At 59.5% G+C, this 22,462-nt stretch carries 18 protein-coding genes and 2 tRNA genes; 15 read left to right on the forward strand and 5 right to left on the reverse strand.

The annotated features are described in order from the left end of the window. The first annotated feature begins 8 nt into the window (after positions 1-8). Complete coding sequence (locus tag NL64_RS03515; RefSeq protein WP_034146785.1) at positions 9-2,498, forward strand: ligase-associated DNA damage response DEXH box helicase; 2,490 nt, start codon at positions 9-11, stop codon at positions 2,496-2,498. Then, the gene (gene pdeM / locus NL64_RS03520; RefSeq protein WP_034146786.1) at positions 2,495-3,151 is read left to right on the forward strand and encodes a ligase-associated DNA damage response endonuclease PdeM; all 657 of its coding nucleotides are present in this window, start codon (positions 2,495-2,497) and stop codon (positions 3,149-3,151) included. Before NL64_RS03515 ends, pdeM begins: the two co-directional genes overlap by 4 nt. Before the next feature lie 49 nt (positions 3,152-3,200). Here the strand turns inward: pdeM and NL64_RS03525 are convergent, their stop codons facing one another. Together NL64_RS03525 and dcd are read right to left on the reverse strand one after the other, a co-directional pair. After that, positions 3,201-3,410: a hypothetical protein gene (locus tag NL64_RS03525; RefSeq protein WP_017336784.1), complete on the reverse strand. Its 210-nt coding sequence runs from the start codon at positions 3,408-3,410 to the stop codon at positions 3,201-3,203. Between the two features lie 107 nt (positions 3,411-3,517). After that, entirely contained in the window at positions 3,518-4,084 is a 567-nt protein-coding gene (gene dcd, locus NL64_RS03530) for a dCTP deaminase (RefSeq protein WP_007904652.1), read from the reverse strand. A gap of 353 nt (positions 4,085-4,437) precedes the next feature. On the opposite strand from dcd, the gene NL64_RS03535 reads away from it, so the two are divergent. Then, positions 4,438-4,647, forward strand: coding sequence for a cold-shock protein (locus NL64_RS03535; RefSeq protein WP_002554837.1), 210 nt, complete (start codon positions 4,438-4,440; stop codon positions 4,645-4,647). A gap of 159 nt (positions 4,648-4,806) precedes the next feature. Here NL64_RS03535 and NL64_RS03540 read toward each other — a convergent pair whose 3' ends face one another. After that, the gene (locus tag NL64_RS03540) at positions 4,807-5,814 is read right to left on the reverse strand and encodes a DUF481 domain-containing protein (RefSeq protein WP_034146787.1); all 1,008 of its coding nucleotides are present in this window, start codon (positions 5,812-5,814) and stop codon (positions 4,807-4,809) included. A 163-nt stretch (positions 5,815-5,977) separates the two neighbouring features. Here NL64_RS03540 and NL64_RS03545 point away from each other — a divergent pair, with 163 nt between their 5' ends. The 4 genes from NL64_RS03545 to NL64_RS03560 all read left to right on the forward strand — a co-directional run bounded on the left by NL64_RS03545 (position 5,978) and on the right by NL64_RS03560 (position 10,765). Then, on the forward strand, positions 5,978-6,331 hold the full coding sequence (locus tag NL64_RS03545) for an MGMT family protein (RefSeq protein WP_034146788.1): 354 nt from the start codon (positions 5,978-5,980) through the stop codon (positions 6,329-6,331). A gap of 44 nt (positions 6,332-6,375) precedes the next feature. Further along, positions 6,376-7,935 (forward strand): AmpG family muropeptide MFS transporter, encoded by a 1,560-nt coding sequence (locus NL64_RS03550; protein WP_034146789.1) that lies wholly within the window; start codon positions 6,376-6,378, stop codon positions 7,933-7,935. A 143-nt stretch (positions 7,936-8,078) separates the two neighbouring features. Then, a complete protein-coding gene (locus NL64_RS03555) occupies positions 8,079-9,794 on the forward strand; it encodes a proline--tRNA ligase (protein ID WP_034146790.1) in 1,716 nt (571 codons plus the stop codon). A 17-nt stretch (positions 9,795-9,811) separates the two neighbouring features. Beyond that, entirely contained in the window at positions 9,812-10,765 is a 954-nt protein-coding gene (locus tag NL64_RS03560; RefSeq protein ID WP_034146791.1) for a hypothetical protein, read from the forward strand. 89 nt (positions 10,766-10,854) lie between these two features. Here NL64_RS03560 and dinB read toward each other — a convergent pair whose 3' ends face one another. Then, positions 10,855-11,916: a DNA polymerase IV gene (gene dinB / locus NL64_RS03565; RefSeq protein ID WP_034146792.1), complete on the reverse strand. Its 1,062-nt coding sequence runs from the start codon at positions 11,914-11,916 to the stop codon at positions 10,855-10,857. 300 nt (positions 11,917-12,216) lie between these two features. Between dinB and NL64_RS03570 the strand changes: the two genes are divergently transcribed. The 4 genes from NL64_RS03570 to NL64_RS03585 all read left to right on the forward strand — a co-directional run bounded on the left by NL64_RS03570 (position 12,217) and on the right by NL64_RS03585 (position 16,782). Further along, positions 12,217-12,293, forward strand: a tRNA-Met gene (locus tag NL64_RS03570). Between the two features lie 196 nt (positions 12,294-12,489). After that, positions 12,490-12,566: transfer RNA gene (locus tag NL64_RS03575), tRNA-Met, on the forward strand. Between the two features lie 278 nt (positions 12,567-12,844). Beyond that, a complete protein-coding gene (gene mprF / locus NL64_RS03580; RefSeq protein ID WP_034146793.1) occupies positions 12,845-15,487 on the forward strand; it encodes a bifunctional lysylphosphatidylglycerol flippase/synthetase MprF in 2,643 nt (880 codons plus the stop codon). After that, a complete protein-coding gene (locus NL64_RS03585; RefSeq protein WP_034146794.1) occupies positions 15,487-16,782 on the forward strand; it encodes a virulence factor family protein in 1,296 nt (431 codons plus the stop codon). Before mprF ends, NL64_RS03585 begins: the two co-directional genes overlap by 1 nt. Positions 16,783-16,847: 65 nt before the next feature. Here the strand turns inward: NL64_RS03585 and NL64_RS03590 are convergent, their stop codons facing one another. After that, entirely contained in the window at positions 16,848-18,749 is a 1,902-nt protein-coding gene (locus NL64_RS03590) for a potassium transporter Kup (RefSeq protein WP_034146795.1), read from the reverse strand. 291 nt (positions 18,750-19,040) lie between these two features. Here NL64_RS03590 and rimO point away from each other — a divergent pair, with 291 nt between their 5' ends. From rimO to NL64_RS03615, 4 genes are all read left to right on the forward strand, one after another. After that, the gene (gene rimO / locus NL64_RS03600) at positions 19,041-20,378 is read left to right on the forward strand and encodes a 30S ribosomal protein S12 methylthiotransferase RimO (protein ID WP_034146797.1); all 1,338 of its coding nucleotides are present in this window, start codon (positions 19,041-19,043) and stop codon (positions 20,376-20,378) included. 123 nt (positions 20,379-20,501) lie between these two features. Beyond that, on the forward strand, positions 20,502-20,975 hold the full coding sequence (locus NL64_RS03605) for a GNAT family N-acetyltransferase (protein WP_034146798.1): 474 nt from the start codon (positions 20,502-20,504) through the stop codon (positions 20,973-20,975). A 189-nt stretch (positions 20,976-21,164) separates the two neighbouring features. After that, positions 21,165-21,875 carry an rRNA pseudouridine synthase gene (locus NL64_RS03610; protein ID WP_034146799.1) on the forward strand — a complete coding sequence of 237 codons (711 nt, stop codon included), beginning with the start codon at positions 21,165-21,167 and terminating at the stop codon, positions 21,873-21,875. 77 nt (positions 21,876-21,952) lie between these two features. Then, positions 21,953-22,423 (forward strand): DUF1456 family protein, encoded by a 471-nt coding sequence (locus tag NL64_RS03615; RefSeq protein WP_034146800.1) that lies wholly within the window; start codon positions 21,953-21,955, stop codon positions 22,421-22,423. The last annotated feature ends 39 nt before the right edge of the window (positions 22,424-22,462 follow it).

The raw sequence follows: 22,462 nt of genomic DNA on the forward strand, positions 1-22,462 counted from the left end.
CCGCCGGCATGGGAACCACCTCCGACTTCGCCAAACGCTGGTTCAGCGCTCGCGCCTGGAAGCCGTTCACCTTTCAGAAACAGGTGTGGGCCGCAGTAAAACAAGGGCAGTCCGGGTTGCTACACGCCAGCACCGGCGCCGGCAAAACCTACGCAGTCTGGTTCGGCGCGCTCAATCGCTTTGCCCGCTCTTCACCACCCATTGAAACGCCCCGCAAACGCAAACCCGTCGCCGATCCCCTGACTGTGTTGTGGATAACGCCTATGCGCGCCTTGGCCGCCGACACGGCCCGCGCACTGGAAGCGCCGTTACAGGATTTGCAGATTCCGTGGAGCATCGGTCTGCGCACCGGCGACACCAGCAGCAGCGAGCGGGCGCGTCAAAGCCGCCGGCTGCCGACCACGCTGATCACTACGCCGGAAAGCCTGACCTTGATGCTGGCCCGTGCCGACGCACAAAGCGCCCTCTCGACATTGCGCATGGTGGTGGTTGATGAATGGCATGAATTACTCGGCAACAAACGTGGTGTGCAATTGCAATTGGCGCTTGCTCGCTTGCGTCGCTGGCATCCCGAATTGATCGTTTGGGGCGTTTCCGCGACGCTGGGTAATCAGTCCCACGCCGAACAGGTCTTGATCCCACAGGGTGGCGGCGCAAGCGTTCAGGGCCAAACCAACAAGGAGCTGCGGGTCGATACGTTGCTTGCGCCTACCATCGAACGCTTTCCATGGGCTGGCCACATCGGACTGAAGATGTTGCCGCAAGTGGTTTCCGAGATTGAGTCCTGCGCCAGCAGCCTGGTTTTTACCAACACCCGTGCCCAATCGGAGATCTGGTACCAGGCCCTGCTTGACGCCCGCCCGGACTGGGCCGGCTTGATCGCGCTGCATCACAGTTCGTTGTCCCGCGACACCCGCGACTGGGTCGAACGCGCGCTCAAGGAAGGTCAACTCAAAGCAGTGGTCTGCACCTCCAGCCTGGATCTGGGCGTGGACTTTCTGCCGGTGGAACGGGTGCTGCAAATCGGCTCGGCTAAAGGCGTGGCGCGGCTGATGCAGCGCGCGGGTCGCTCCGGTCATGCACCGGGGCGAGTTTCGCGAGTCACGCTGGTGCCGACCCACAGTCTTGAATTGATCGAGGCCGCAGCGGCGCAGGATGCGGTGGCGCAACGTCGCATCGAACCCCGCGAGTCTCCCCACAAGCCACTGGACGTGCTGGTGCAACACTTGGTCAGCATGGCGTTGGGCGGCGGATTTCTGCCCGATGACTTGTACGAAGAAGTGCGCGGCGCCTGGGCGTATCGCGACCTGAGCCCGGCGGAATGGGTTTGGGCGTTGGCTTTCGTACGCCATGGCGGGCTTTCTCTGACAGCCTATCCGGATTACCGGCGTGTCGAACCCGATGAATCGGGCGTGTGGCGGGTACCGGATGCGCGCTTGGCTCGTCGGCATCGCATGAGCATCGGCACTATCGTCAGCGACGCGAGCCTCCAGTTGAAGTTCTGGAGCAAGGGCGGCGGGGGCAAGCAACTCGGCAGTGTCGAAGAAGGCTTCATCGCGCGCCTTAAGCCGGGCGATGGTTTCCTGTTCGCAGGGCGCTTGCTGGAGTTGGTGCGGGTGGAAAACATGACCGCCTACGTCAAACGCAGCACCGTGAAAAAAGCGGCGGTGCCACGCTGGAATGGCGGGCGCATGCCGCTGTCCAACGAGTTGGCCAATGCTGTGGTTGTGCGCTTCAGTGCGGCGGCGCAAGGCGAATTCATCGGTCCGGAAATGCGGGCGTTGCGCCCGCTGCTGGAGCTGCAACAAAAGTGGTCCGGCCTGCCAACCGAAAAAAGTCTGCTGGCCGAAACGCTGAAATCCCGCGAAGGCTGGCACCTTTTCCTCTATCCCTTTGCCGGGCGTCAGGTACATCTTGGGTTGGCGAGCCTGCTGGCGTGGCGAGTCAGTCAACGGCAGTCGCTGACCTTTTCTATCGCAGTCAATGATTACGGACTGGAACTGCTGAGCGCGACGCCTGTGGATTGGCACGTACAGCTCAATCCTGAACTGTTTGATTCGCAGCAGCTGTTGGTTGACGTGCTCGCCAGCCTGAATGCCGGTGAGCTGGCGCTACGCCGCTTTCGCGAGATCGCACGAATCGCCGGGCTGGTTTTCACCGGGTACCCGGGCGCGCCGAAAAGCACGCGTCAGGTTCAAGCGTCGAGCGGTTTGTTTTTTGAAGTGTTCAAACAGTACGACGCCCAGAATCTGCTGCTGGCCCAGGCCGGGGAAGAAGTCCTACGAGAGGAATTGGATATTCATCGTCTGGAGCAGACCCTGGAGCGGATCAATCGACTGCAACTCGATCTGCACACGATCAAGCGTCCTACGCCACTCGGATTTCCCTTGCTGGTGGAACGCATGCGCGAAAGCATGAGTTCGGAAAAGCTCGCGGATCGAATCAGGCGAATGGTCGACGATCTGGAGAAAACGGCCGAAACAAGGAAAGCCAGATGACCACGTCTTATCCGGTTCGACTGACAGGAGAAGAGCTTTGGTTATTGCCGGAAAAAGCCATCTACTGGCCGGCACAACAAGCGCTGCTGATCGCCGACGTGCATTTCGGCAAGGCCGCCGCTTATCGCAGTTTGGGCCAGCCAGTACCACAAGGTACGACCGCTGAAAATATTGCCGTGCTGGACGCAATACTGGGAGCCCTGCCCTGTCGCCAGCTGATATTTCTCGGTGACTTTCTCCACGGGCCCGGTTCCCATGCGGTTGCTACGCTGAAGGCTTTGGCCGAATGGCGAACGCGGCACAGCGAGTTGCCGATGACGCTGATCCGCGGCAACCACGATAAGCGCGCCGGTGATCCGCCCGCTTCACTGAACATTCGCGTAGTGCCTGAACCATTGCTACTCGGGCCCTTCGCCCTGCAACACGAACCCGATCTGCATCCGAGCCGGCATGTACTCGCCGGTCATGTGCATCCGGTCTATCGGCTGAACGGTCGAGGCCGGCAAAGTCTACGCCTGCCGTGCTTCAGACTCGGGAAAGAGATCAGTCTGTTACCCGCCTTCGGCGCATTTACCGGGGGATATCAAGTCCATCACGACGATGACTGTAGGATCTTTGTCATTGGTGACAACGAAATATGGCCAGTCAGCTGAAGTCTTCAAGGACATCAGCTGACTGACCATTCAATTTCTACGCAGGTCATCAAGCCACAGGCGCAGGTGGCGGCTCATCCGGCAGAGTGGGTTCACCGGGCTCGGTGGGTTGTTCGTTGGGGGTATCGGGATCAGGTTGACCGGGGATACCCCCAGCCATGCTGATCGGCGGATGTGCCAACAAGGACCAGGCCAGGACGCCAACCTGATTGGGCTCGAGCCTTGCCAGTTCGGCACTTATTCGCGGGTCGATCTTCATAAAGCACTCCTGAGCGATGGCCCGATCCGCCTTGCGCGAATCGGAGCAGTACACTCCATAGAGTGTACGCTCGCTCAAGAATTCCCACGGTTTGTCAGACGGCTGACTCAGGTCCGCGGCAGGGTCACGCCACGCTGGCCCTGATACTTGCCACCGCGGTCCTTGTAGGAGACTTCACACTCTTCGTCGGACTCAAGGAACAACATCTGCGCCACGCCTTCGTTGGCGTAGATCTTGGCCGGCAAATTAGTGGTGTTGGAGAATTCCAGGGTCACGTGCCCTTCCCACTCAGGCTCGAGCGGCGTCACGTTGACGATGATGCCGCAGCGCGCGTAGGTGCTTTTCCCCAGGCAAATGGTCAATACGTTACGCGGAATGCGGAAGTATTCGACGGTGCTGGCCAGGGCGAAGGAGTTCGGCGGAATGATGCAAACATCGCTGTGGATATCGACGAAGCTGCCCGCATCAAAGTTTTTCGGGTCGACGATCGCCGAGTTGATGTTGGTGAACACCTTGAAATGATTGGTGCAACGCACATCGTAGCCGTAGCTCGACACGCCGTAGGAGATCACACGGCTATCGTCGCTGCCGCGCACCTGGCGCTCGACGAAAGGCTCGATCATGCCGTGTTCCTGCGCCATGCGGCGAATCCACTTGTCCGATTTGATGCTCATGGCGGGTGTCCTGAATAGCGAGGTCGAAAAATTCTGTCCGGCATCTTACCGGGCGCGCCGCCGGGTTCAAAGTCCGCACTGCAATTCTCGCCGAACAGGCTGGAATTACACGCGATGGCGACGAACCGTCACACCGTCGATCCTTAAAATAGAGAAACCTTCGCAAGAGGCATTGGCACGTTCCGGAAAAAGGGTTAAGGTGGCGTCACTGTGCTGCTTGTGTCACTGAGAATCTCTACACGATATGTTGAATTTCGATCCAACCATCTACAAGAATTTTTCCTGCTCTTTGCACTCAGTCTCGGCCAGGGTTCTTCCTGCGTCGCAGTTATCTTTGTTCAAGGAGTTACACCATGTCTAATCGCCAAACCGGTACCGTTAAGTGGTTCAACGATGAAAAAGGCTTCGGCTTCATCACCCCACAATCCGGTGACGACCTGTTCGTTCACTTCAAAGCTATCCAATCCGACGGCTTCAAAAGCCTGAAAGAAGGCCAACAGGTTTCTTTCATCGCTACCCGCGGTCAGAAAGGCATGCAAGCTGAAGAAGTTCAAGTTATCTAACTTGTACTCGCTTTAGTAAAAAGCCCCGCCCTCAAAAGCGGGGCTTTTTTGTGCCTGCAGGTTTTTCGCAGGCGCAAAAAAGATCGCAGCCTTCGGGAGCTCCTACAGGACGTATGCCAATCCATGTAAGAGCTGCCGAAGACTGCGATCTTTCAGGCGTTACCAGGTCACGCCAAACCCAGCGGTGTACCGGGTCTTGTCCAGATCAGCATCGCTGGTCCCGTCGATAATGTCTCGCTCGGCCTTGAGGTTCAGCGACGCCCAGTCCGTCACCTTGTAACGCAATCCCATCTCGGCATCCAGCGCATATTCCGCCACGCCCGACAACGGTTTGCCCACCTCGCCATTGGTGAAGAATTCCACCTTCTTGCCGATCAGGTAGCGGTTGTAATCCCACTTCATCGCCACGGAATAGAAATTTTCCTTACTGCCATCGGCGAATTCATAATCCGTGCGGTTGACCAGTGAACCGAGCGAGAACGCACCCAGCTCATCATCCCAGAATTGATAACCCGGACCGGTACCGACCGTGCGCTGACGAGAAAGGTCTTCGACCTTGTCGCGCTTGTAGACCAGGCGACCCTGCCAGAACCATTTTTCCGTCAGGAAGCGGTCGAGGGAGTACTCGGCCCGCCAGTTGTCCGTTGTGACATCCTTGTCCTGATACTCGCGGTTGTACTCGCCTTCTGCGATGTGCCGCCAGCGACCATGACGCGCCGTGGTCTTGAAGTCGATGTCGTAGTCGTCGGTATCTTTGTCCGCCCGCTGATAATCCAGCGCCGCGTCGATGTTGCCCTTCCACACCAGATCCTCGACCACCGGTTTAGGCTTGAGGATTTGCTGGACACTCGCCAGCTCAACAGTCTTTGGCGCTTCACCGTTTTCCAGGGTTACCTTGCCGTCTTCCGCCGCATGCAAGGACTTGGCCTTCTCGCCGGTGTAGGCGTCTTGCTTGACCAGCAACTCCTGATCGCTTTCGAGGGTCTTGACCTGTTTCCAGTCGATCGGCACCGCACCGGCGTACTCGGTCTGGACCAACAGCTTGCCACCGTCGAACAGGATGATCTTGCCACTCAGCTTGTCACCGTTCTTCAACCAGACGGTGTCGGCGAGCAAAGGAGTGGAGGCACTGATGACAGCGAGGCACAGCAGGGTTCTGGACAACATAAGCAAATACAGGCTCAAGTTCGCGAAAAAAAGTCGGCATTATCCGTAGGAATAAGACCCTAGCAAGGACTGACACGACTATTTCTATTGAGTTCATTTCTCAACTGGCCATCCAGGATTTACTCTACAAGCGCAAAAGCGATTTTCATCAGGAACCCCGGACGTGACCGACCCAACCACCGAACCCGACAGCGCCGCACAAATCCGACGCACGGCGCTGTACTCGACGCTCGCGCAAGTGCCCGAGGGCAAAGTGGTGAGTTACGGTCAATTGGCCGAGCTGGCCGGGCTGGGACGTGCCGCCCGCTGGGTCGGACGCACCCTGAGTCAACTGCCTCCAGACAGCAAATTACCCTGGCACCGGGTACTCGGTGCTGGCGGACGAATAAGCTTGCCGGTGGGCAGCGCGTCCGGCGACGAACAACGCTCGCGTTTGCGCATGGAGGGCATCAGTATCCTGAATAATCGTGTTGATATTCAGCGCCATGGCTGGCGTCCGGTAGAGCACAGCGGTTAGAGTGCGCGCTTTGTTTCCGTATTTCTTGAGGCAGACTCCAGCCCATGCCCCGTAAAACCTGGCGCGCCGCGCTCGCCGCTTATGCCAGCCCTTCGACGCTTGTACTGTTGCTGCTTGGTTTCGCCGCCGGCCTGCCCTACATGCTGGTGTTCTCGACACTCTCAGTCTGGCTGCGTGAAGCCGGTGTGGCCCGCGAAACGATCGGCTACGCAAGCCTGATCGGTCTGGCCTATGCCTTCAAATGGGTCTGGTCGCCGCTACTCGACCAATGGCGCCTGCCCTTGCTCGGCAAGCTCGGTCGACGACGTTCATGGCTTGTCCTGTCCCAGGCCCTGGTGATTCTCGGCCTGATCGGCATGGGTTTCTGTGACCCGCAAAAGCATTTGTCCTGGTTGATCGCTATCGCGGTCGTCGTCGCCTTCGCCTCGGCAACGCAAGATATTGCGGTCGATGCCTATCGCCTGGAAATTGCCGAAGACAGCCGCCAGGCTGCCCTGGCCGCCAGTTACATGTCCGGCTATCGGATCGCCGCGCTGCTGGCGACGGCCGGCGCGCTGTTCTTCGCTGAAGGCTTCGGCTCCACCGGTTTCAACTACCAGCATTCCGCCTGGGCCGGCACTTACCTGCTCTTCGGCGCGCTGATGGTCCCGGCGTTGCTGACTTCCCTGTTCATGCGCGAACCGCCGGTGCCACTGCGTACGCAACTGCAGGCCGGGCGCTACAGTTTCGCGCATCAACTGGCCTCGGTCTTCGTCCTGATCGTACTGCTGGTTTCTGTGCCGGCCATGTTCACCCAGCTCTACAACACCGATTTCGCCAGCGTGCTGTTCGAAGGTGAGAGCCTGCTCGACCTGCTACTCGAAGACCGCGCGTTCCTGCGGGCGATCCTCTACACCACACTCACCGCCTTGTGCCTCTCGGCCATGGGTCGCCGTGGCCTCGCGCCGGTGCTGACACCGGTCAACGACTTCATTCTGCGTTACCGCTGGCAAGCGCTGCTTCTGCTTGGCTTGATCGCCACCTATCGGATGTCCGATACGGTCATGGGCGTGATGGCGAACGTGTTCTATATCGACATGGGCTTCACCAAGGATCAGATTGCCAGCGTCAGCAAGATCTTCGGCTTGATCATGACCCTGGTGGGCGCCGGCATGGGCGGCTTGCTGATCGTGCGCTTTGGCATCTTGCCGATCCTGTTTATTGGCGGCGCCGCATCGGCGGGCACCAATATCTTGTTCCTGATGCTCGCCGACATGGGCGCGAACCTGAACATGCTGATCGTGACCATCTCACTGGACAACTTCAGTTCCGGCTTGGCAACCTCGGCGTTTGTCGCCTACTTGTCCAGCCTGACCAACCTCAAATTCTCCGCCACCCAATACGCGCTCCTCAGCTCGATCATGCTCCTGCTGCCACGCCTGATCGGCGGCTACTCGGGTGTCATGGTGGAGAAATTCGGTTACCACAATTTCTTCCTGATCACCGCCCTGCTGGGCGTTCCGACGCTGTTATTGATCGCCCTGCATTGGTTCCAGGAGAACCGCCGCGCAGGTCCGACACCCACGCAGGAACCGGCCCCGACCCAGGTCGTGGAAGAGTCGTAGGAAGCATCTGTAGGAAACATTGCAGAGGGCGGTCAGATTCCCGCCCTCCTGCCACACCGCCGACCGCACGCCTGTACGCCAGCAGATCTCGCCCGTACAATGCTCCGTCATTTCTCGTCATCAGCAATCGATAACGGCCAACCATGCGCACCAGTCAATTTTTGCTCGCCACACAGAAAGAAACGCCTTCCGACGCGGTCGTGATCAGCCATCAGCTGATGCTGCGCGCCGGCATGATCCGCAAACTCGCCTCGGGCCTGTACACCTGGCTGCCGATGGGCTTGCGAGTGATGCGCAAGGTCGAAGCCGTCGTTCGTGAAGAAATGAACGCCGCCGGCTCTCTTGAAGTGTTGATGCCGAGCACTCAACCGGCTGAACTGTGGCAGGAATCCGGTCGCTGGGAAGAGTACGGCCCTGAACTGCTGCGCTTCAAGGATCGCCATGGTCGCGACTTCTGCGCCGGCCCGACCCACGAAGAAGTCATCACCGATCTGATGCGCAACGAGTTGAGCAGCTACAAGCAGCTGCCGATCAACCTGTACCAGATCCAGACCAAATTCCGTGACGAAATCCGCCCACGCTTCGGTTTGATGCGCGGCCGCGAATTCATCATGAAAGACGCCTATTCGTTCCACGCTGACCAGCCTTCGCTGCAGGTTACCTACGATCGGATGCACCAGGCGTACTGCAACGTGTTCACCCGTCTGGGCCTGAAATTCCGCCCTGTTGAGGCCGACAACGGCTCCATCGGTGGCGCCGGCTCCCACGAATTCCACGTATTGGCCGAATCCGGCGAAGACGACATCGTCTTCAGCAACGGCTCTGATTACGCGGCGAACATCGAGAAGGCCGAGGCCGTGCCACGGGAGACTTCCCGTCCCGCTGCGAGCGAAGAGTTGCGCCTGGTCGACACTCCAGACACCAAGACCATTGCCGCGCTGGTGGAAAAATTCAATCTGCCGATTGAGAAGACCATCAAGACCCTGATCGTGCATGCCGAGGAAGAAGGCAAGCTGATTGCCCTGATCATCCGTGGCGACCACGAACTCAACGAGATCAAGGCTGCGAACCAGCCAGGCGTGGCCAGTCCACTGGTCATGGCCAGCGATGCCGAGCTGCGTGACGCCATTGGCGCCGGCGCCGGCTCCCTCGGCCCGTTGAACCTGCCGCTGCCAATCATCATCGACCGTTCCGTCGAATTGATGAGCGACTTCGGCATCGGCGCCAACATCGACGACAAGCATTACTTCGGCGTGAACTGGGAACGCGATCTGCCGGTTCCGACCGTGGCTGACCTGCGCAACGTGGTTTCTGGCGACCCAAGCCCGGACGGCAAAGGCACCCTGGAAATCAAGCGCGGCATCGAAGTCGGGCACATCTTCCAGCTGGGCAACAAGTACAGCAAAGCGATGAAGTGCGAAGTGCTGGGCGAGAACGGCAAGCCGGTCACCCTGGAAATGGGCTGCTACGGCATCGGCGTTTCCCGCGTGGTTGCAGCGGCCATCGAACAGAACAACGACGAAAAAGGCATCATCTGGAGCGACACCCTGGCGCCATTCCAAGTCGCCCTGGTGCCGTTGCGCTACGAGACCGAGCAGGTTCGCGAAGCCACCGACAAGCTCTATGCAGAACTGACTGCGGCCGGCTTCGAAGTGCTGTTGGACGATCGCGACAAGAAAACCAGCCCAGGCATCAAGTTCGCGGACATGGAGCTGATCGGCATTCCTCACCGGATCGTGGTCAGTGACCGCGGCCTCGCCGAAGGCAACCTGGAATACAAGAGCCGTACCGAGGCCGAGCCGCAAGCGCTGCCGGTCGCTGACGTACTGTCTTTCCTGCAGGCCCGTATCCGCCGCTGAAACCAGATAGAGACGTCATGTTCAAGCGAAACACCTTAGGCCTCGGTGGTGCCGCCCTGTGCGGCGCCCTGCTGGTCAGCGGCTGTGCCAATCACATGTCACAACGCAGCGAGCACGAGGAACGTGTCGAGCGCAAATTGCTCGATCACAGCCTGCAGATCGATGTCGGCGAGCCCAAGGTGCTTGAGCTGCCGCAACGGCGGGTGAAAATTCACGAGCAGAAGACTTTCGAAGTCACCGAGTTCGAAGTCACCCGCCATTACGATCGCTACACGCCCTACCAACCCTGGCGGGAGGTCTACGAGATCCCGTTGGGCGCGGTGGCGGTGGTCGGCGGTGTCGGCGCGAACGTGGTCAACGTGTTTGCCCTCGGCAACCTTCCGGATACCGTGACCAAGGACTGGTTCAGCTACGGTTTTGCCGGGCTCAACCCGTTCATGAACGTGCAGTCCAACGGTCGTGCGCAGCAGAACCTGGCGGGTATCGACGAAGTTCAGCTCGATAAACGCACGGAGTATTCGAGCCTGCCGTGGAGCGAGCGCCCGGTCGAGGTCAAGGCCGGCAAGGAAACGTTCGAGTTGAGCACCGACAAAAACGGCGTGTTGCGCCTGAATCTGCTGGACAGCCCGTTCGCCGAACATGACCTCAATCACTTGGGCAAGCTGCAGATCAGTGTCGCCGATGCCAAGGACGATGTGCACACCGACTCTACCCTGGCGCTGAGCAACACCCTGCGTGGCAAACTGCTCGAAGCCCATGGTCTGATTTACGACGACCTTGAAGACGACGAAGTGAGCCAGTGGGTACACCGGGTCAAACGCCTGTCGGAATTGGGTCTGGAAGAAGAAGCCAGTGAATTGGAACAAAGCCTGATCGAACTGACCCGCAACGATCCTGAACTGCAGACCGAGTTTTTGAAGTCGCTGACCAAAGATGCCGGGCGGTTGGTGGCGGATCCGGGGCCGAATTAAGACCCGCTAAAAGATCGCAGCCTTCGGCAGCTCCTACAGGGAAACGCATTCCCATGCAGGAGCTGCCGCAGGCTGCGATCTTTTGAGTTTTAACGCTCGAACAACTCCATCTGCTCAAACCCACCCCGCAAATCCTCCAGTCTCACCCCCACCCCCAACAACCGCACCGGTTTGCCGCCGCGATTGAACGCCTGGGTCAGCAACAACTGATAACTGCCCAGATCCCGCCCTGCCCCGGCCTGCTCCAGTGTGGTCTGGGTGAAATCATGGAACTTCACTTTGACGAACGGCTTGCCCGGTCGATAGCTGCTGTCGATTCGTGCCATGCGGGTTTTGAGGGTTTCCAGCAGTTCCGGCAACTTGTCCAGGCAACTGCGCAAATCCGGCAAGTCGACGTCGTAGGTATTTTCGACACTGATCGACTGCCGGCGACTGTCGTTCTGCACCAGGCGATCATCGATCCCACGGGCCAGACTCCAAAGCCTTTCACCAAAACTGCCGAATTCGCGCACCAACGCCAGCTTGTCCCACTCACGCAACTGCGAACAATCGACGATGCCGAGCTTGCCCAGTTTGTCGGCAGTGACTTTGCCGACCCCGTGCAACTTGCTCACCGGCAAACCACTGACAAAGCCCTCGACCTGATCCGGGGTGATGACGAACAAACCGTTGGGCTTTTTCCAGTCGCTGGCGATCTTGGCCAGAAACTTGTTCGGCGCCACGCCCGCCGAGACGGTGATGTGCAGCTGATTGGAAACCCGACGGCGGATGTCCTGAGCTATCCGCGTGGCGCTGCCGCCGAAATGCGCGCTGTCCGATACGTCCAGGTAAGCCTCATCCAGCGAAAGCGGCTCGATGAGGTCGGTGTAATCGCGAAAGATCGTATGAATTTCCTTGGACGCTTCTCGATAGGCGTCCATGCGCGGCTTGACGATGGTCAGGTCCGGACACAGCTTCAACGCATGCCCGGAAGACATCGCCGAGCGCACGCCATAAGCCCGCGCCTCATAATTGCAGGTGGCAATCACCCCCCGGCGATCCGCCGATCCGCCCACTGCCAGAGGCTTACCGGCCAGTTGCGGGTCGTCACGCATCTCGATGGCGGCGTAAAAGCAGTCGCAGTCAACGTGGATGATTTTTCGTTGGGTCATATCAACGCGGCGTTCATGAAGAAGAAATAGCGTCAGAGCGTGTCGGACAAGCAGTATCTCACTGACACCTGTATATAGCACCAGTGCTCTGAATGTTCTTTTCCGCCTGTAGGAAAAGCCCCGGTAAATTTAATTTCTCAATCAAGATTACTTCCACAATAGAGGCGAAAGCCTTGCCACGCCTGTCTCTCCGGCCGATCACCCACCCATTTAGCGAGCTAAGCAATTGAACAGAAACAGGTTTTATCGAAATTGACGGTTGACACCCCAGCGTATCTCTATAGAATGCCGATCCACAGACGCGGGATGGAGCAGTCTGGTAGCTCGTCGGGCTCATAACCCGAAGGTCGTCGGTTCAAATCCGGCTCCCGCAACCAAACATCAAAAAAGGCTACTCGAAAGAGTGGCCTTTTTTGTGCGCGCCTGTTTTTCCACAAAAAAATTAAAAATCTTTCAGATTCCAAAACTTAACCGACACCTGCGACCGTTTGACGCTCTTTTACGTTTATTTGACCAGACTCAGGATTAACGGTTGACACCCCGGCGTATCTCTATAGAATGCCGCCACACAGACGCGGGATGGAGCAGTCTGGTAGCTCGTCGGGCTCATAACCCGAAGGTCGTCGGTTCAAATCCGGCTCCCGCAACCAAACATCAAAAAAGGCTACTCGAAAGAGTGGCCTTTTTTGTATCTGTTGAAAAAGTCCTTTCGCAACAATGATCTGTCACTGTGTAGTGAGCCGTCCGAGGTCACCCATGCACCGAGTTCAGACTATGCTCAATCGCAGACTTGGCCCTCTACGACTGATGATGTGCCGTCGCCGTGACCCGGTGATAGGCGTTAATATTTGTGATTATTTTTTTCTACAGGGATTGGTAACTTGGCTGGATACCCCCATCCTGTCGCGCACAATCCAAGAGGTGATTGATGCGCGCCAACTCGTCTGATCCACAAGACTCCGTCACAGCGACACAACCGATCAAGGCGGAGCGTCTGCGCGTGCTGGATCTCATCAGCAAATACCGCCAGCCCATCGGCCTGGCCGTCACTCTTTTGCTATTCACGATCGCATTGATTGCCTGCCGTCATTTGCTGAGCGAACTCGATCTCGATGCTCTGCACGACTCGATTCTCGAAGTGCCGAAACCGGCACTGCTCGGCGCACTGGGCGCGACGGTGGCGGGCTTCATCATCTTGCTGGGTTACGAATGGTCCGCCAGCCGCTATGCCGGTGTGAATCTGGCGCCGCGAACCCTGGCACTGGGCGGTTTTACTGCCTTCGCGATTGGCAATGCCATCGGCCTTTCGATGTTGTCCGGCGGCTCGGTACGCTACCGCTTATATGCACGTCATGGCCTGGGGGCTGCCGAGGTCGCCCGCATGACGTTGTTCGCCAGCCTCTCGCTCGGCTGCGCCCTGCCCCCGCTCGCCGCACTGGCAACCCTGAGCAACCTGCCTGCGGCGTCTACTGCATTGGGGCTCTCAGAAACATTGCTGGGCGTGATCGCTGCCGTCGTGCTGCTGATGTTTGCGGTACTGGCCGTCGGTATCTACCGCCGTCGACTGCCGGAACAACCCTTGGTAGACAATCTGCTGGTCAAGGTCGGCCGCCGTACTCTACGCCTGCCGGGGCGTCGTCTGACTTTCCTGCAACTGGTCATTACTGCGCTGGACGTGGCCGCCGCCGCGACCGTGCTCTACTTGTTGTTGCCGGAAGCGCCACCTTTCGGCGCGTTCCTGCTGGTCTATCTGCTGGCCCTGGCAGCTGGGGTTCTCAGCCATGTGCCGGGCGGTGTCGGGGTTTTCGAAGCCATTTTGCTGGCCGCCTTCTCCGACACACTCGGTGCTGCGCCACTGGCCGCTGCCCTGCTGCTCTATCGATTGATTTACGTTGTGTTGCCATTGCTGGTGGCCTGCCTGTTGTTGCTGATCAACGAAGGCCAGCGCGTATTCCAGACACGCCAGTCGCTGCGTGCCGCATCGGGCCTGGCCGCGCCGATTCTGGCCGTACTGGTGTTCCTGTCCGGTGTGGTGCTGCTGTTCTCCGGCGCGACGCCGGAAATCGACACCCGCCTGGAACACATCGGTTTTCTGATTCCCCATCGCCTGGTTGACGCCTCGCACTTCGGTGCCAGCCTGATCGGCGTGCTTTGTCTGTTGCTCGCTCAAGGCTTGCGTCGTCGACTGTCGGCGGCGTGGATGCTGACTACCATTCTGTTGCTCGTCGGTGCCCTACTCTCCTTGCTCAAAGGCTTCGACTGGGAAGAAGCCTGCCTGATGACCCTGACTGCCAGCCTGCTCGGGGTTTTCCGCCGTTCGTTCTACCGCCCCAGCCGCCTGACCGAACTGCCGTTCTCGCCGCTGTACCTGGTTGCCAGCCTGTGCGTGCTCGGCGCGTCGATGTGGCTGCTGTTGTTCGCCTATCAGGACGTGCCATACAGCCATCAACTCTGGTGGCAGTTCACCCTCGACGCCGATGCCCCGCGCGGCTTGCGCTCGCTGCTCGGTGCCGCCGTGCTGCTGGTGGTGGTGTCCCTGACCTGGCTGCTGCGTACCGCACGCCCGGTGATTCATCTGCCAACGCCCGATGAACTGGAGCGTGCGAGCAAGATCCTGATGGCTTCCTCGCAACCGGATGGCGGCCTTGCCCTGACTGGTGACAAGGCGCTGCTGTTTCATCCCAACGACGAGGCGTTCCTGATGTACGCCCGCCGTGGCCGCAGTCTGGTGGCGCTGTATGACCCGATCGGGCCGGGCCAGCAACGGGCGGAAATGATCTGGCAGTTCCGCGACCTCTGCGACATCCACCACGCCCGCCCCGTGTTCTATCAAGTGCGCGCGGAGAATCTGCCGTACTACATGGACATCGGTCTGACCGCGATCAAGCTCGGTGAAGAAGCCCGGGTCGATCTCAAGCGCTTTGATCTCGAAGCCAAGGGCAAAGAGATGAAGGACCTGCGCTACACCTGGAACCGTGGCACCCGCGATGGCCTGTCGCTGGAGATCCATGAACCGGGCCAGGCGCCGATGGATGAGCTCAAGGTGATTTCCGATGCCTGGCTGACCGGCAAGAACGTGCGCGAGAAAGGCTTCTCCCTCGGCCGGTTCAGTGATGATTACCTCAAGCACTTCCGCATTGCGGTGATCCGTTTCGAAGGACGCCCGGTGGCGTTCGCCAACCTGCTCGAGACCTACAGCCATGACCTGGCCAGCCTCGACCTGATGCGCGCGCACCCCGAAGCCCCCAAGCTGACCATGGAGTTCATGATGGTCGGCCTGATCCAACATTATAAGAGTCACGGATACGCGCGCTTCAGCCTGGGCATGGTGCCGTTGTCGGGGTTGCAACCCCGTCGCGGCGCACCGCTGACCCAGCGTCTGGGCTCGATGGTTTTCCGCCGTGGTGAGCAGCTCTACAACTTCCAAGGCTTGCGCCGCTTCAAAGACAAATTCCAGCCTGACTGGGAACCCCGTTATATGGCCGTGCCCGCCGGACTCGATCCGCTGGTTGCCCTGGCCGATACTGCTGCCCTGATCGCGGGCGGCTTGACTGGATTGGTGAAACGCTGATGATTCAACGCTCCTTGCGGTATGTACTGGGCACGCTGGTCGTGCTGGCTCTGATTGTCGGTGGCGGCTACTGGTACCTGAAACGCCCGGCACCGGAACCGACCCTCGAACAACTGACCCCGGCCGATGGCGCCGCGATGACCCGCGTCATCCCCGGCACCACGCCGAAGGCTCAGGTGTTGGTGGCGGTCAATGAAGAACAGAAGCTTAGCGACAAACAACTGATGACCCTGAGCCGCAGCGGCTCGGCGCAGATTGTCCAGGTGATCCTGCCCAAGGACTGCCTGTTGCAAAGCCGCGCCCTGCAATCGGGCTTGCGCGAGCTGAAAGGCCCGGCGACCCTGGTCAGCGGCATCGGCCCGGGCGCGGTACTGGCGTGGCGCTGGTTGTCCGAGCAGAAAGACGACAAGGCCCAAGCCGTTTCGGTGGACCTGGCCCTGGAAAAACCCGGTTGCACGCACCTGCTGCCGAAAAGCGCGGCCCACGGTCACTGGCTGGTGGCCTGGAACGACAATCCGGACGACACCAGCGCCGGTTTCGTACGCGACCAACCCAACGCCGAAACCAGCATCAGCGACTACGACATCAACCTGCCGCAAGTGCTGAACAACGAACTGCGCAAGATTCTCGTCGGTGGCGACAAAGCCGCGGGCGGCCTGCAGATTCCAGTGGTCGAAGTGCCGGCCGGCCAGGCCAAGGACACCGTCACTCTGTTCCTCTCCGGCGATGGTGGCTGGCGCGACCTCGACCGCGACGTGGCGGGCGAGATGGCCAAGATCGGCTATCCGGTGGTCGGCATCGACACCCTGCGCTACTACTGGCAGCACAAGAGCCCTGAGCAAAGCGCTCTGGACCTGGCTGAACTGATGCAGCACTACCGGCAGAAATGGGGCACCAAGCGCTTCATCCTCACCGGTTACTCGTTCGGTGCCGACGTCCTGCCGGCGATCTACAACCGCCTGGCCGAATCGGAACAGAATCGCGTCGATGCAATCATCCTGCTGGCCTTCGCCCGCACCGGCAGCTTCGAAATCGAAGTAGAAGGCTGGCTCGGCAACGCCGGCAAAGAAGCCGCCACCGGCCCGGAAATGGCCAAGCTGCCCGCCGCTAAAGTGGTGTGCATCTACGGTGAAGAAGAAGTCGATGAAAGCGGCTGTACCGACAAGAGCGCCGTGGGCGAAGTTATCAAGTTGCCCGGCGGCCACCACTTCGACGAGAACTACCCGAAACTGGCCCAGCGGCTGGTGGATGTGATCGAGAAGCGTCAAGCCAAGGAAACTGAAGCTCAGGAATGATCTGAGCAGCGCCTGCAAAAAGCCCCCGAGCCGTTAGGCTGCGGGGGCTTTTTGATGTGGGTGACTTACATCTCCACCTGCGTCCCCAACTCAATCACCCGGTTCAGCGGCAGATTGAAGAAGCGCAGGTTGCCGTTGGCGTTCTGCAACATGAAGGCGAACAGCGCCTCGCGCCAGCGGGACATGCCTTCGAGTTTGGAGGCGATGACCGTTTCGCGGCTGAGGAAGTACGTGGTGCGCATCGGGCTGAAATCCAGCTCATCGAGATGGCACAGCTTCAGCGCCTGCGGTACGTCCGGTTCGTCGGTGAAGCCGAAATGCAGGATCACCCGGAAGAACCCTTCGCCGTAGGAATCGACCTCGAAGCGCCGGCTCGGCGGCACACGCGGGATGTCTTCGTACACCACTGTCAGCAACACCACTTGTTCGTGCAGCACCTGGTTATGCAACAGGTTGTGCAACAGTGCATGTGGCACGGCGTCCGGGCGGGCAGTGAGGAACACGGCCGTACCCTGCACGCGATGCGGCGGCTGGACAGCGATACTGCTGATGAAAATCTCCAGCGGCAGTCCGCCTTCGTCGATGCGGTCGACCAGCAGTTGCTTGCCGCGCTTCCAGGTGGTCATCAGTACGAACAGCGCGAGCCCGGCAATGACCGGAAACGCACCACCCTGAATGATTTTCGGCACGTTGGCAGCGAAGTACAGACCGTCTACCAAGAGGAAACCGATCAACAGCGGCGCCGCGAGGAGCGGAGGCCATTTCCACAGCAGCAATATCACCGCCGACACCAGGATGGTGGTCATCAGCATGGTCCCGGTCACGGCCACACCGTAGGCCGACGCCAGCGCACCCGAGGATTCGAAACCCAGCACCAGCAGAATCACGCCAACCATAAGCGCCCAGTTCACCGCGCCGATGTAGATCTGGCCCTGCTCAGCGCTGGACGTGTGTCGGATGTGCATGCGCGGAATGTAACCAAGCTGGATCGCCTGACGAGTCAGGGAGAACGCGCCGGAGATCACCGCTTGCGAGGCAATGACCGTGGCCAGGGTCGACAGACCAACCAGCGGAATCAACGCCCAGCTCGGCGCCAGCAAATAGAACGGGTTACGCGCAGCTTCCGGATCACCGAGCAGCAGCGCGCCTTGGCCGAAGTAGTTCAGCACCAGCGCTGGCAGCACGAGGATGAACCACGCACGGGCAATCGGCTTGCGGCCGAAGTGACCCATGTCGGCGTACAGCGCTTCGGCACCGGTCAACGCCAGCACCACCGCGCCAAGGATCGCCACGCCCATGCCAGGGTGCACGATGAAGAAGCGCACGCCCCACACTGGGTTCATCGCTTGCAACACTTCCGGGTGCTGCAGGATGCCGTAGACACCCAGCGCCCCGAGCACCACAAACCAGGTGACCATGATCGGCCCGAACAGAATGCCGATGCGCGCGGTGCCGTGACTTTGAATCAGGAACAGCGCCACCAGCACCACCAGCGACAGCGGCACGACCCAATGGTCGATGCCGTCGAATGCCAGCCCCAGGCCTTCAATCGCCGAGAGCACGGAAATCGCCGGTGTGATCATGCTGTCGCCATAGAACAGCGCTGCACCGATCAACCCGCAGACCACCAGCAACGAGCGCAATTTCGCGTGCCCCGCCGCCGCCCGCCGCGCCAGCGCGGTCAAGGCCATGATCCCGCCCTCGCCCTGGTTGTCGGCGCGCAGGACAAACATCATGTACTTGATCGACACGACCCAGATCAGCGACCAGAAGATCAGCGCCAGAATCCCCAACACGCCGTCATGGTTGACCGGCACACCATAGCCGCCGGAAAACACTTCTTTGAGGGTGTACAGCGGGCTCGTGCCGATATCGCCGTAAACCACCCCGACCGCCGCGACCAGCATGCCGATCGGCTTCGCTGCCGAATGCTCGGCACCTGCAGCCTGACTACTTGCGTGACCCATCCACCACTCCTACTACCCAGACCCGGGCTTCTTTTGAAGAAGCACTATGCTTTGTCGTGCAGCATGCGCTGTTTTACTTCACGTTACAGACGTTTTGTTGACAGTAAAAAATCGGTAAAGCCCAACGGCGCGAAGCATAGCGCAGCACTCGTCGTATTTCCCTGCATAAAGCTGGTCAAGTGCGTCCGCCATCGCTAGAATTGCGCACTTTTTGATCAGAGGCGCGATAAAGCGTCCGTCTGTCGCCTTGCCGATCATGGCTGGAGGCGTCACAAAATACCGAGGTTAGACATGTCCACCACTCCTGCGCCGGCCAATCCAAAGGTTGGCTTCGTATCCCTGGGTTGCCCGAAAGCACTGGTCGACTCCGAGCGCATCCTTACCCAGCTGCGCATGGAAGGCTATGACGTTGTGTCCACCTATCAGGACGCCGATGTCGTGGTGGTCAACACCTGCGGTTTCATCGATTCGGCCAAGGCAGAATCCCTGGAAGTGATCGGCGAAGCCATCAAGGAAAACGGCAAGGTCATCGTGACCGGCTGCATGGGCGTCGAAGAAGGCAACATCCGCAACGTGCACCCGAGCGTGCTGGCCGTGACCGGTCCGCAGCAGTACGAGCAAGTGGTCAACGCCGTGCACGAAGTCGTGCCGCCGCGTCAGGACCACAACCCGCTGATCGACCTGGTGCCGCCACAAGGGATCAAACTGACCCCGCGCCACTACGCCTATCTGAAGATTTCCGAAGGCTGCAACCACAGCTGCAGCTTCTGCATCATCCCGTCGATGCGCGGCAAACTGGTCAGCCGTCCGGTAGGCGACGTGCTCGACGAAGCTCAGCGCCTGGTCAAGTCCGGCGTCAAAGAACTGCTGGTGATCTCTCAAGACACCAGCGCCTACGGCGTTGACGTGAAATACCGCACCGGTTTCTGGAACGGCGCGCCGGTGAAAACCCGCATGACCGAACTCTGCGAAGCCCTCAGCACCCTCGGTGTCTGGGTTCGCCTGCACTACGTTTACCCGTACCCGCACGTTGACGAGCTGATCCCGTTGATGGCCGCCGGCAAAATCCTGCCGTACCTGGACATCCCGTTCCAGCACGCCAGCCCGAAAGTATTGAAGTCGATGAAACGCCCGGCGTTCGAAGACAAGACCCTGGCGCGCATCAAGAACTGGCGCGAGATCTGCCCGGACCTGATCATCCGTTCGACCTTCATCGTCGGCTTCCCGGGCGAAACCGAAGAAGACTTCCAATACCTGCTGAACTGGCTGACCGAAGCCCAGCTCGACCGCGTCGGCTGCTTCCAGTACTCGCCGGTTGAAGGCGCTCCGGCCAATGACCTGGATCTGGAAGTGGTACCGGACGACGTCAAGCAGGACCGTTGGGATCGCTTCATGGCGCACCAGCAAGCGATCAGCTCGGCGCGCCTGCAAATGCGCATCGGCCGTGAAATCGAAGTGCTGGTCGATGAAGTCGACGAGCAAGGCGCGGTCGGCCGCTGCTTCTTCGATGCCCCGGAAATCGACGGCAACGTGTTCATCGACAACGGCAGTAACCTCAAGCCGGGCGATAAAGTCTGGTGCAAAGTGACCGACGCCGACGAATACGACCTGTGGGCTGAACAGATCTAAACGCAAAAAATACGCAAAGCCCCGCTCTCTTGACGAGATGCGGGGCTTTTTTACGGCTATCGTTTTGTGAGGAACGGATTCTCACCTTCACAGCCGGTTGTAAAAAATAAGGAGCAGGCGGGCATGCGCCAACATTCGGTCATCCACACACCGAAACAAAGCGACTACGAAGAATTGACACAGGTCTGGGAGGCCTCGGTTCGCGCGACCCATGACTTTCTGCCAGAGAGCTACATTGAATTGTTGAAGAACCTGGTGCTGACCCGCTACCTCGACGCGGTGATGCTGATTTGCACCAAGGACGCCAGCCAGCGCATTACCGGGTTCGCCGGAGTCGCGGCGGGCAAGATCGAAATGCTCTTTATCGACCCGAAACATCGCGGTCAGGGGCTGGGCAAGAAATTGCTGCGCTATGCCCTGGAAAACCTCAACGCCGATGAACTGGACGTTAACGAACAGAACCCGCAAGCGTTGGGGTTTTACTTCAAGCAAGGGTTTGAGGTGATCGGCCGCTCGGAGGTGGATGGCATGGGGCAACCGTATCCGTTGCTGCATATGCGGATGCGCCAAAATCACAAACTTTCACAGCACGGCTGACCTGACACTGAACCCTGTGGGAGCTGGCTTGCCAGCGATGCAGACGCTGCGGTCAATCCTGATGCGCCAAGGTGATGCAATCGCTGGCGAGCCAGCTCCCACAGGAAATGCAACGGCATTGAAATGGAGCCGGGATTAACCGGCGCCCAGCAGGTACAATGCCCACCCCTTTTTTGTTACGGCCCTGACATGACTGACCCGATTCGTCTCTCCAAACGCCTCATCGAACTCGTCGGCTGTTCCCGTCGGGAGGCTGAGCTGTTCATTGAGGGCGGCTGGGTCACCGTCGACGGCGAAGTCATCGACGAGCCGCAGTTCAAGGTCGGCACGCAAAAAGTCGAGCTGGACCCAGAGGCCAAGGCCACGGCGCCGGAGCCGGTGACCATCCTGTTCAACGTGCCCGCCGGCATGGACGCGGACACCGCCATGGCGACCATCAGCGCCGAGACCCTGAGCGAAGAACATCGCTACGGCAAACGTCCGCTCAAGGGCCACTTCCAGCGTCTCACCGCGAGCACTGACCTGCAGGCCAACGCCAGCGGCCTGCTGGTGTTCACCCAGGACTGGAAGATCCTGCGCAAGCTCACGGCCGACTCCAACAAGATCGAGCAGGAATACGTGGTCGAGGTCGAAGGCGACATGGTCGAACATGGCCTCAATCGCTTGCAGCACGGCCTGACCTACAAGGGCAAGGAACTACCAGCGGTCAAGGCCAGTTGGCAGAACGAAAACCGCCTGCGCTTCGCCATGAAAAATCCGCAACCGGGCGTAATCGCTCTGTTCTGCCAGGCCGTCGGCCTGAAGGTCGTGGGTATCCGTCGCATTCGCATCGGCGGCGTGTCCATCGGCAAAGTGCCCGTGGGGCAATGGCGCTACCTGTCCGGCAAAGAGAAGTTCTAAGACTTCCGACGCCGCCACACATTTTGGTGCCGCAGGTTTTATGCGGCGCCCACTGCTGAATATCAGGATTGCACACCATGATTCACAACGACGTACTGCGCAGCGTGCGCTACATGCTCGACATCAGCGATAAGAAAGTCATCGATATCATCAAGCTCGGCGGCATGGACGTCACCCTGCCAGACCTGCTGACCTACCTCGACAAAAAAGAAGAAGACGAAGAAGGCTTCGTGCGCTGCCCGGACGAAGTCATGGCGCACTTCCTCGATGGCCTGGTGATCTTCAAGCGCGGCAAGGACGAAAGCCGTCCACCGCAGCCGATCGAAGTGCCGGTGACCAATAACATCATCCTGAAAAAACTGCGCGTGGCCTTCGAACTGAAGGAAGACGACATGCACGCCATCCTCAAGGCTGCCGAGTTCCCGGTGTCCAAGCCAGAGCTGAGCGCGCTGTTCCGCAAGTTCGGCCACACCAACTACCGCCCATGTGGCGATCAGCTGCTGCGCAACTTCCTCAAGGGCCTGACCCTGCGCGTACGCCCGCAATAAGCGCTCAACTCCTTGTACGAGCCGGCTTGCTGGCGATGG

This window comes from Pseudomonas fluorescens (assembly GCF_000802965.1).
Classification (GTDB): Bacteria; Pseudomonadota; Gammaproteobacteria; order Pseudomonadales; family Pseudomonadaceae; genus Aquipseudomonas; species Aquipseudomonas fluorescens_A.

Bases quoted from the DNA above. Each gene is read 5' to 3' on its own strand.
- mprF (WP_034146793.1), top strand. From the start codon at position 12,845: ATGCGCGCCAACTCGTCTGATCCACAAGACTCCGTCACAGCGACACAA.
- NL64_RS03550 (WP_034146789.1), top strand. From the start codon at position 6,376: ATGCCCCGTAAAACCTGGCGCGCCGCGCTCGCCGCTTATGCCAGCCCT.
- rimO (WP_034146797.1), top strand. From the start codon at position 19,041: ATGTCCACCACTCCTGCGCCGGCCAATCCAAAGGTTGGCTTCGTATCC.
- NL64_RS03610 (WP_034146799.1), top strand. From the start codon at position 21,165: ATGACTGACCCGATTCGTCTCTCCAAACGCCTCATCGAACTCGTCGGC.
- pdeM (WP_034146786.1), top strand. From the start codon at position 2,495: ATGACCACGTCTTATCCGGTTCGACTGACAGGAGAAGAGCTTTGGTTA.
- NL64_RS03555 (WP_034146790.1), top strand. From the start codon at position 8,079: ATGCGCACCAGTCAATTTTTGCTCGCCACACAGAAAGAAACGCCTTCC.
- NL64_RS03515 (WP_034146785.1), top strand. From the start codon at position 9: ATGGGAACCACCTCCGACTTCGCCAAACGCTGGTTCAGCGCTCGCGCC.
- NL64_RS03615 (WP_034146800.1), top strand. From the start codon at position 21,953: ATGATTCACAACGACGTACTGCGCAGCGTGCGCTACATGCTCGACATC.
- NL64_RS03535 (WP_002554837.1), top strand. From the start codon at position 4,438: ATGTCTAATCGCCAAACCGGTACCGTTAAGTGGTTCAACGATGAAAAA.
- dinB (WP_034146792.1), bottom strand. From the start codon at position 11,916: ATGACCCAACGAAAAATCATCCACGTTGACTGCGACTGCTTTTACGCC.
- NL64_RS03525 (WP_017336784.1), bottom strand. From the start codon at position 3,410: ATGAAGATCGACCCGCGAATAAGTGCCGAACTGGCAAGGCTCGAGCCC.
- NL64_RS03560 (WP_034146791.1), top strand. From the start codon at position 9,812: ATGTTCAAGCGAAACACCTTAGGCCTCGGTGGTGCCGCCCTGTGCGGC.
- dcd (WP_007904652.1), bottom strand. From the start codon at position 4,084: ATGAGCATCAAATCGGACAAGTGGATTCGCCGCATGGCGCAGGAACAC.
- NL64_RS03605 (WP_034146798.1), top strand. From the start codon at position 20,502: ATGCGCCAACATTCGGTCATCCACACACCGAAACAAAGCGACTACGAA.
- NL64_RS03590 (WP_034146795.1), bottom strand. From the start codon at position 18,749: ATGGGTCACGCAAGTAGTCAGGCTGCAGGTGCCGAGCATTCGGCAGCG.
- NL64_RS03540 (WP_034146787.1), bottom strand. From the start codon at position 5,814: ATGTTGTCCAGAACCCTGCTGTGCCTCGCTGTCATCAGTGCCTCCACT.
- NL64_RS03585 (WP_034146794.1), top strand. From the start codon at position 15,487: ATGATTCAACGCTCCTTGCGGTATGTACTGGGCACGCTGGTCGTGCTG.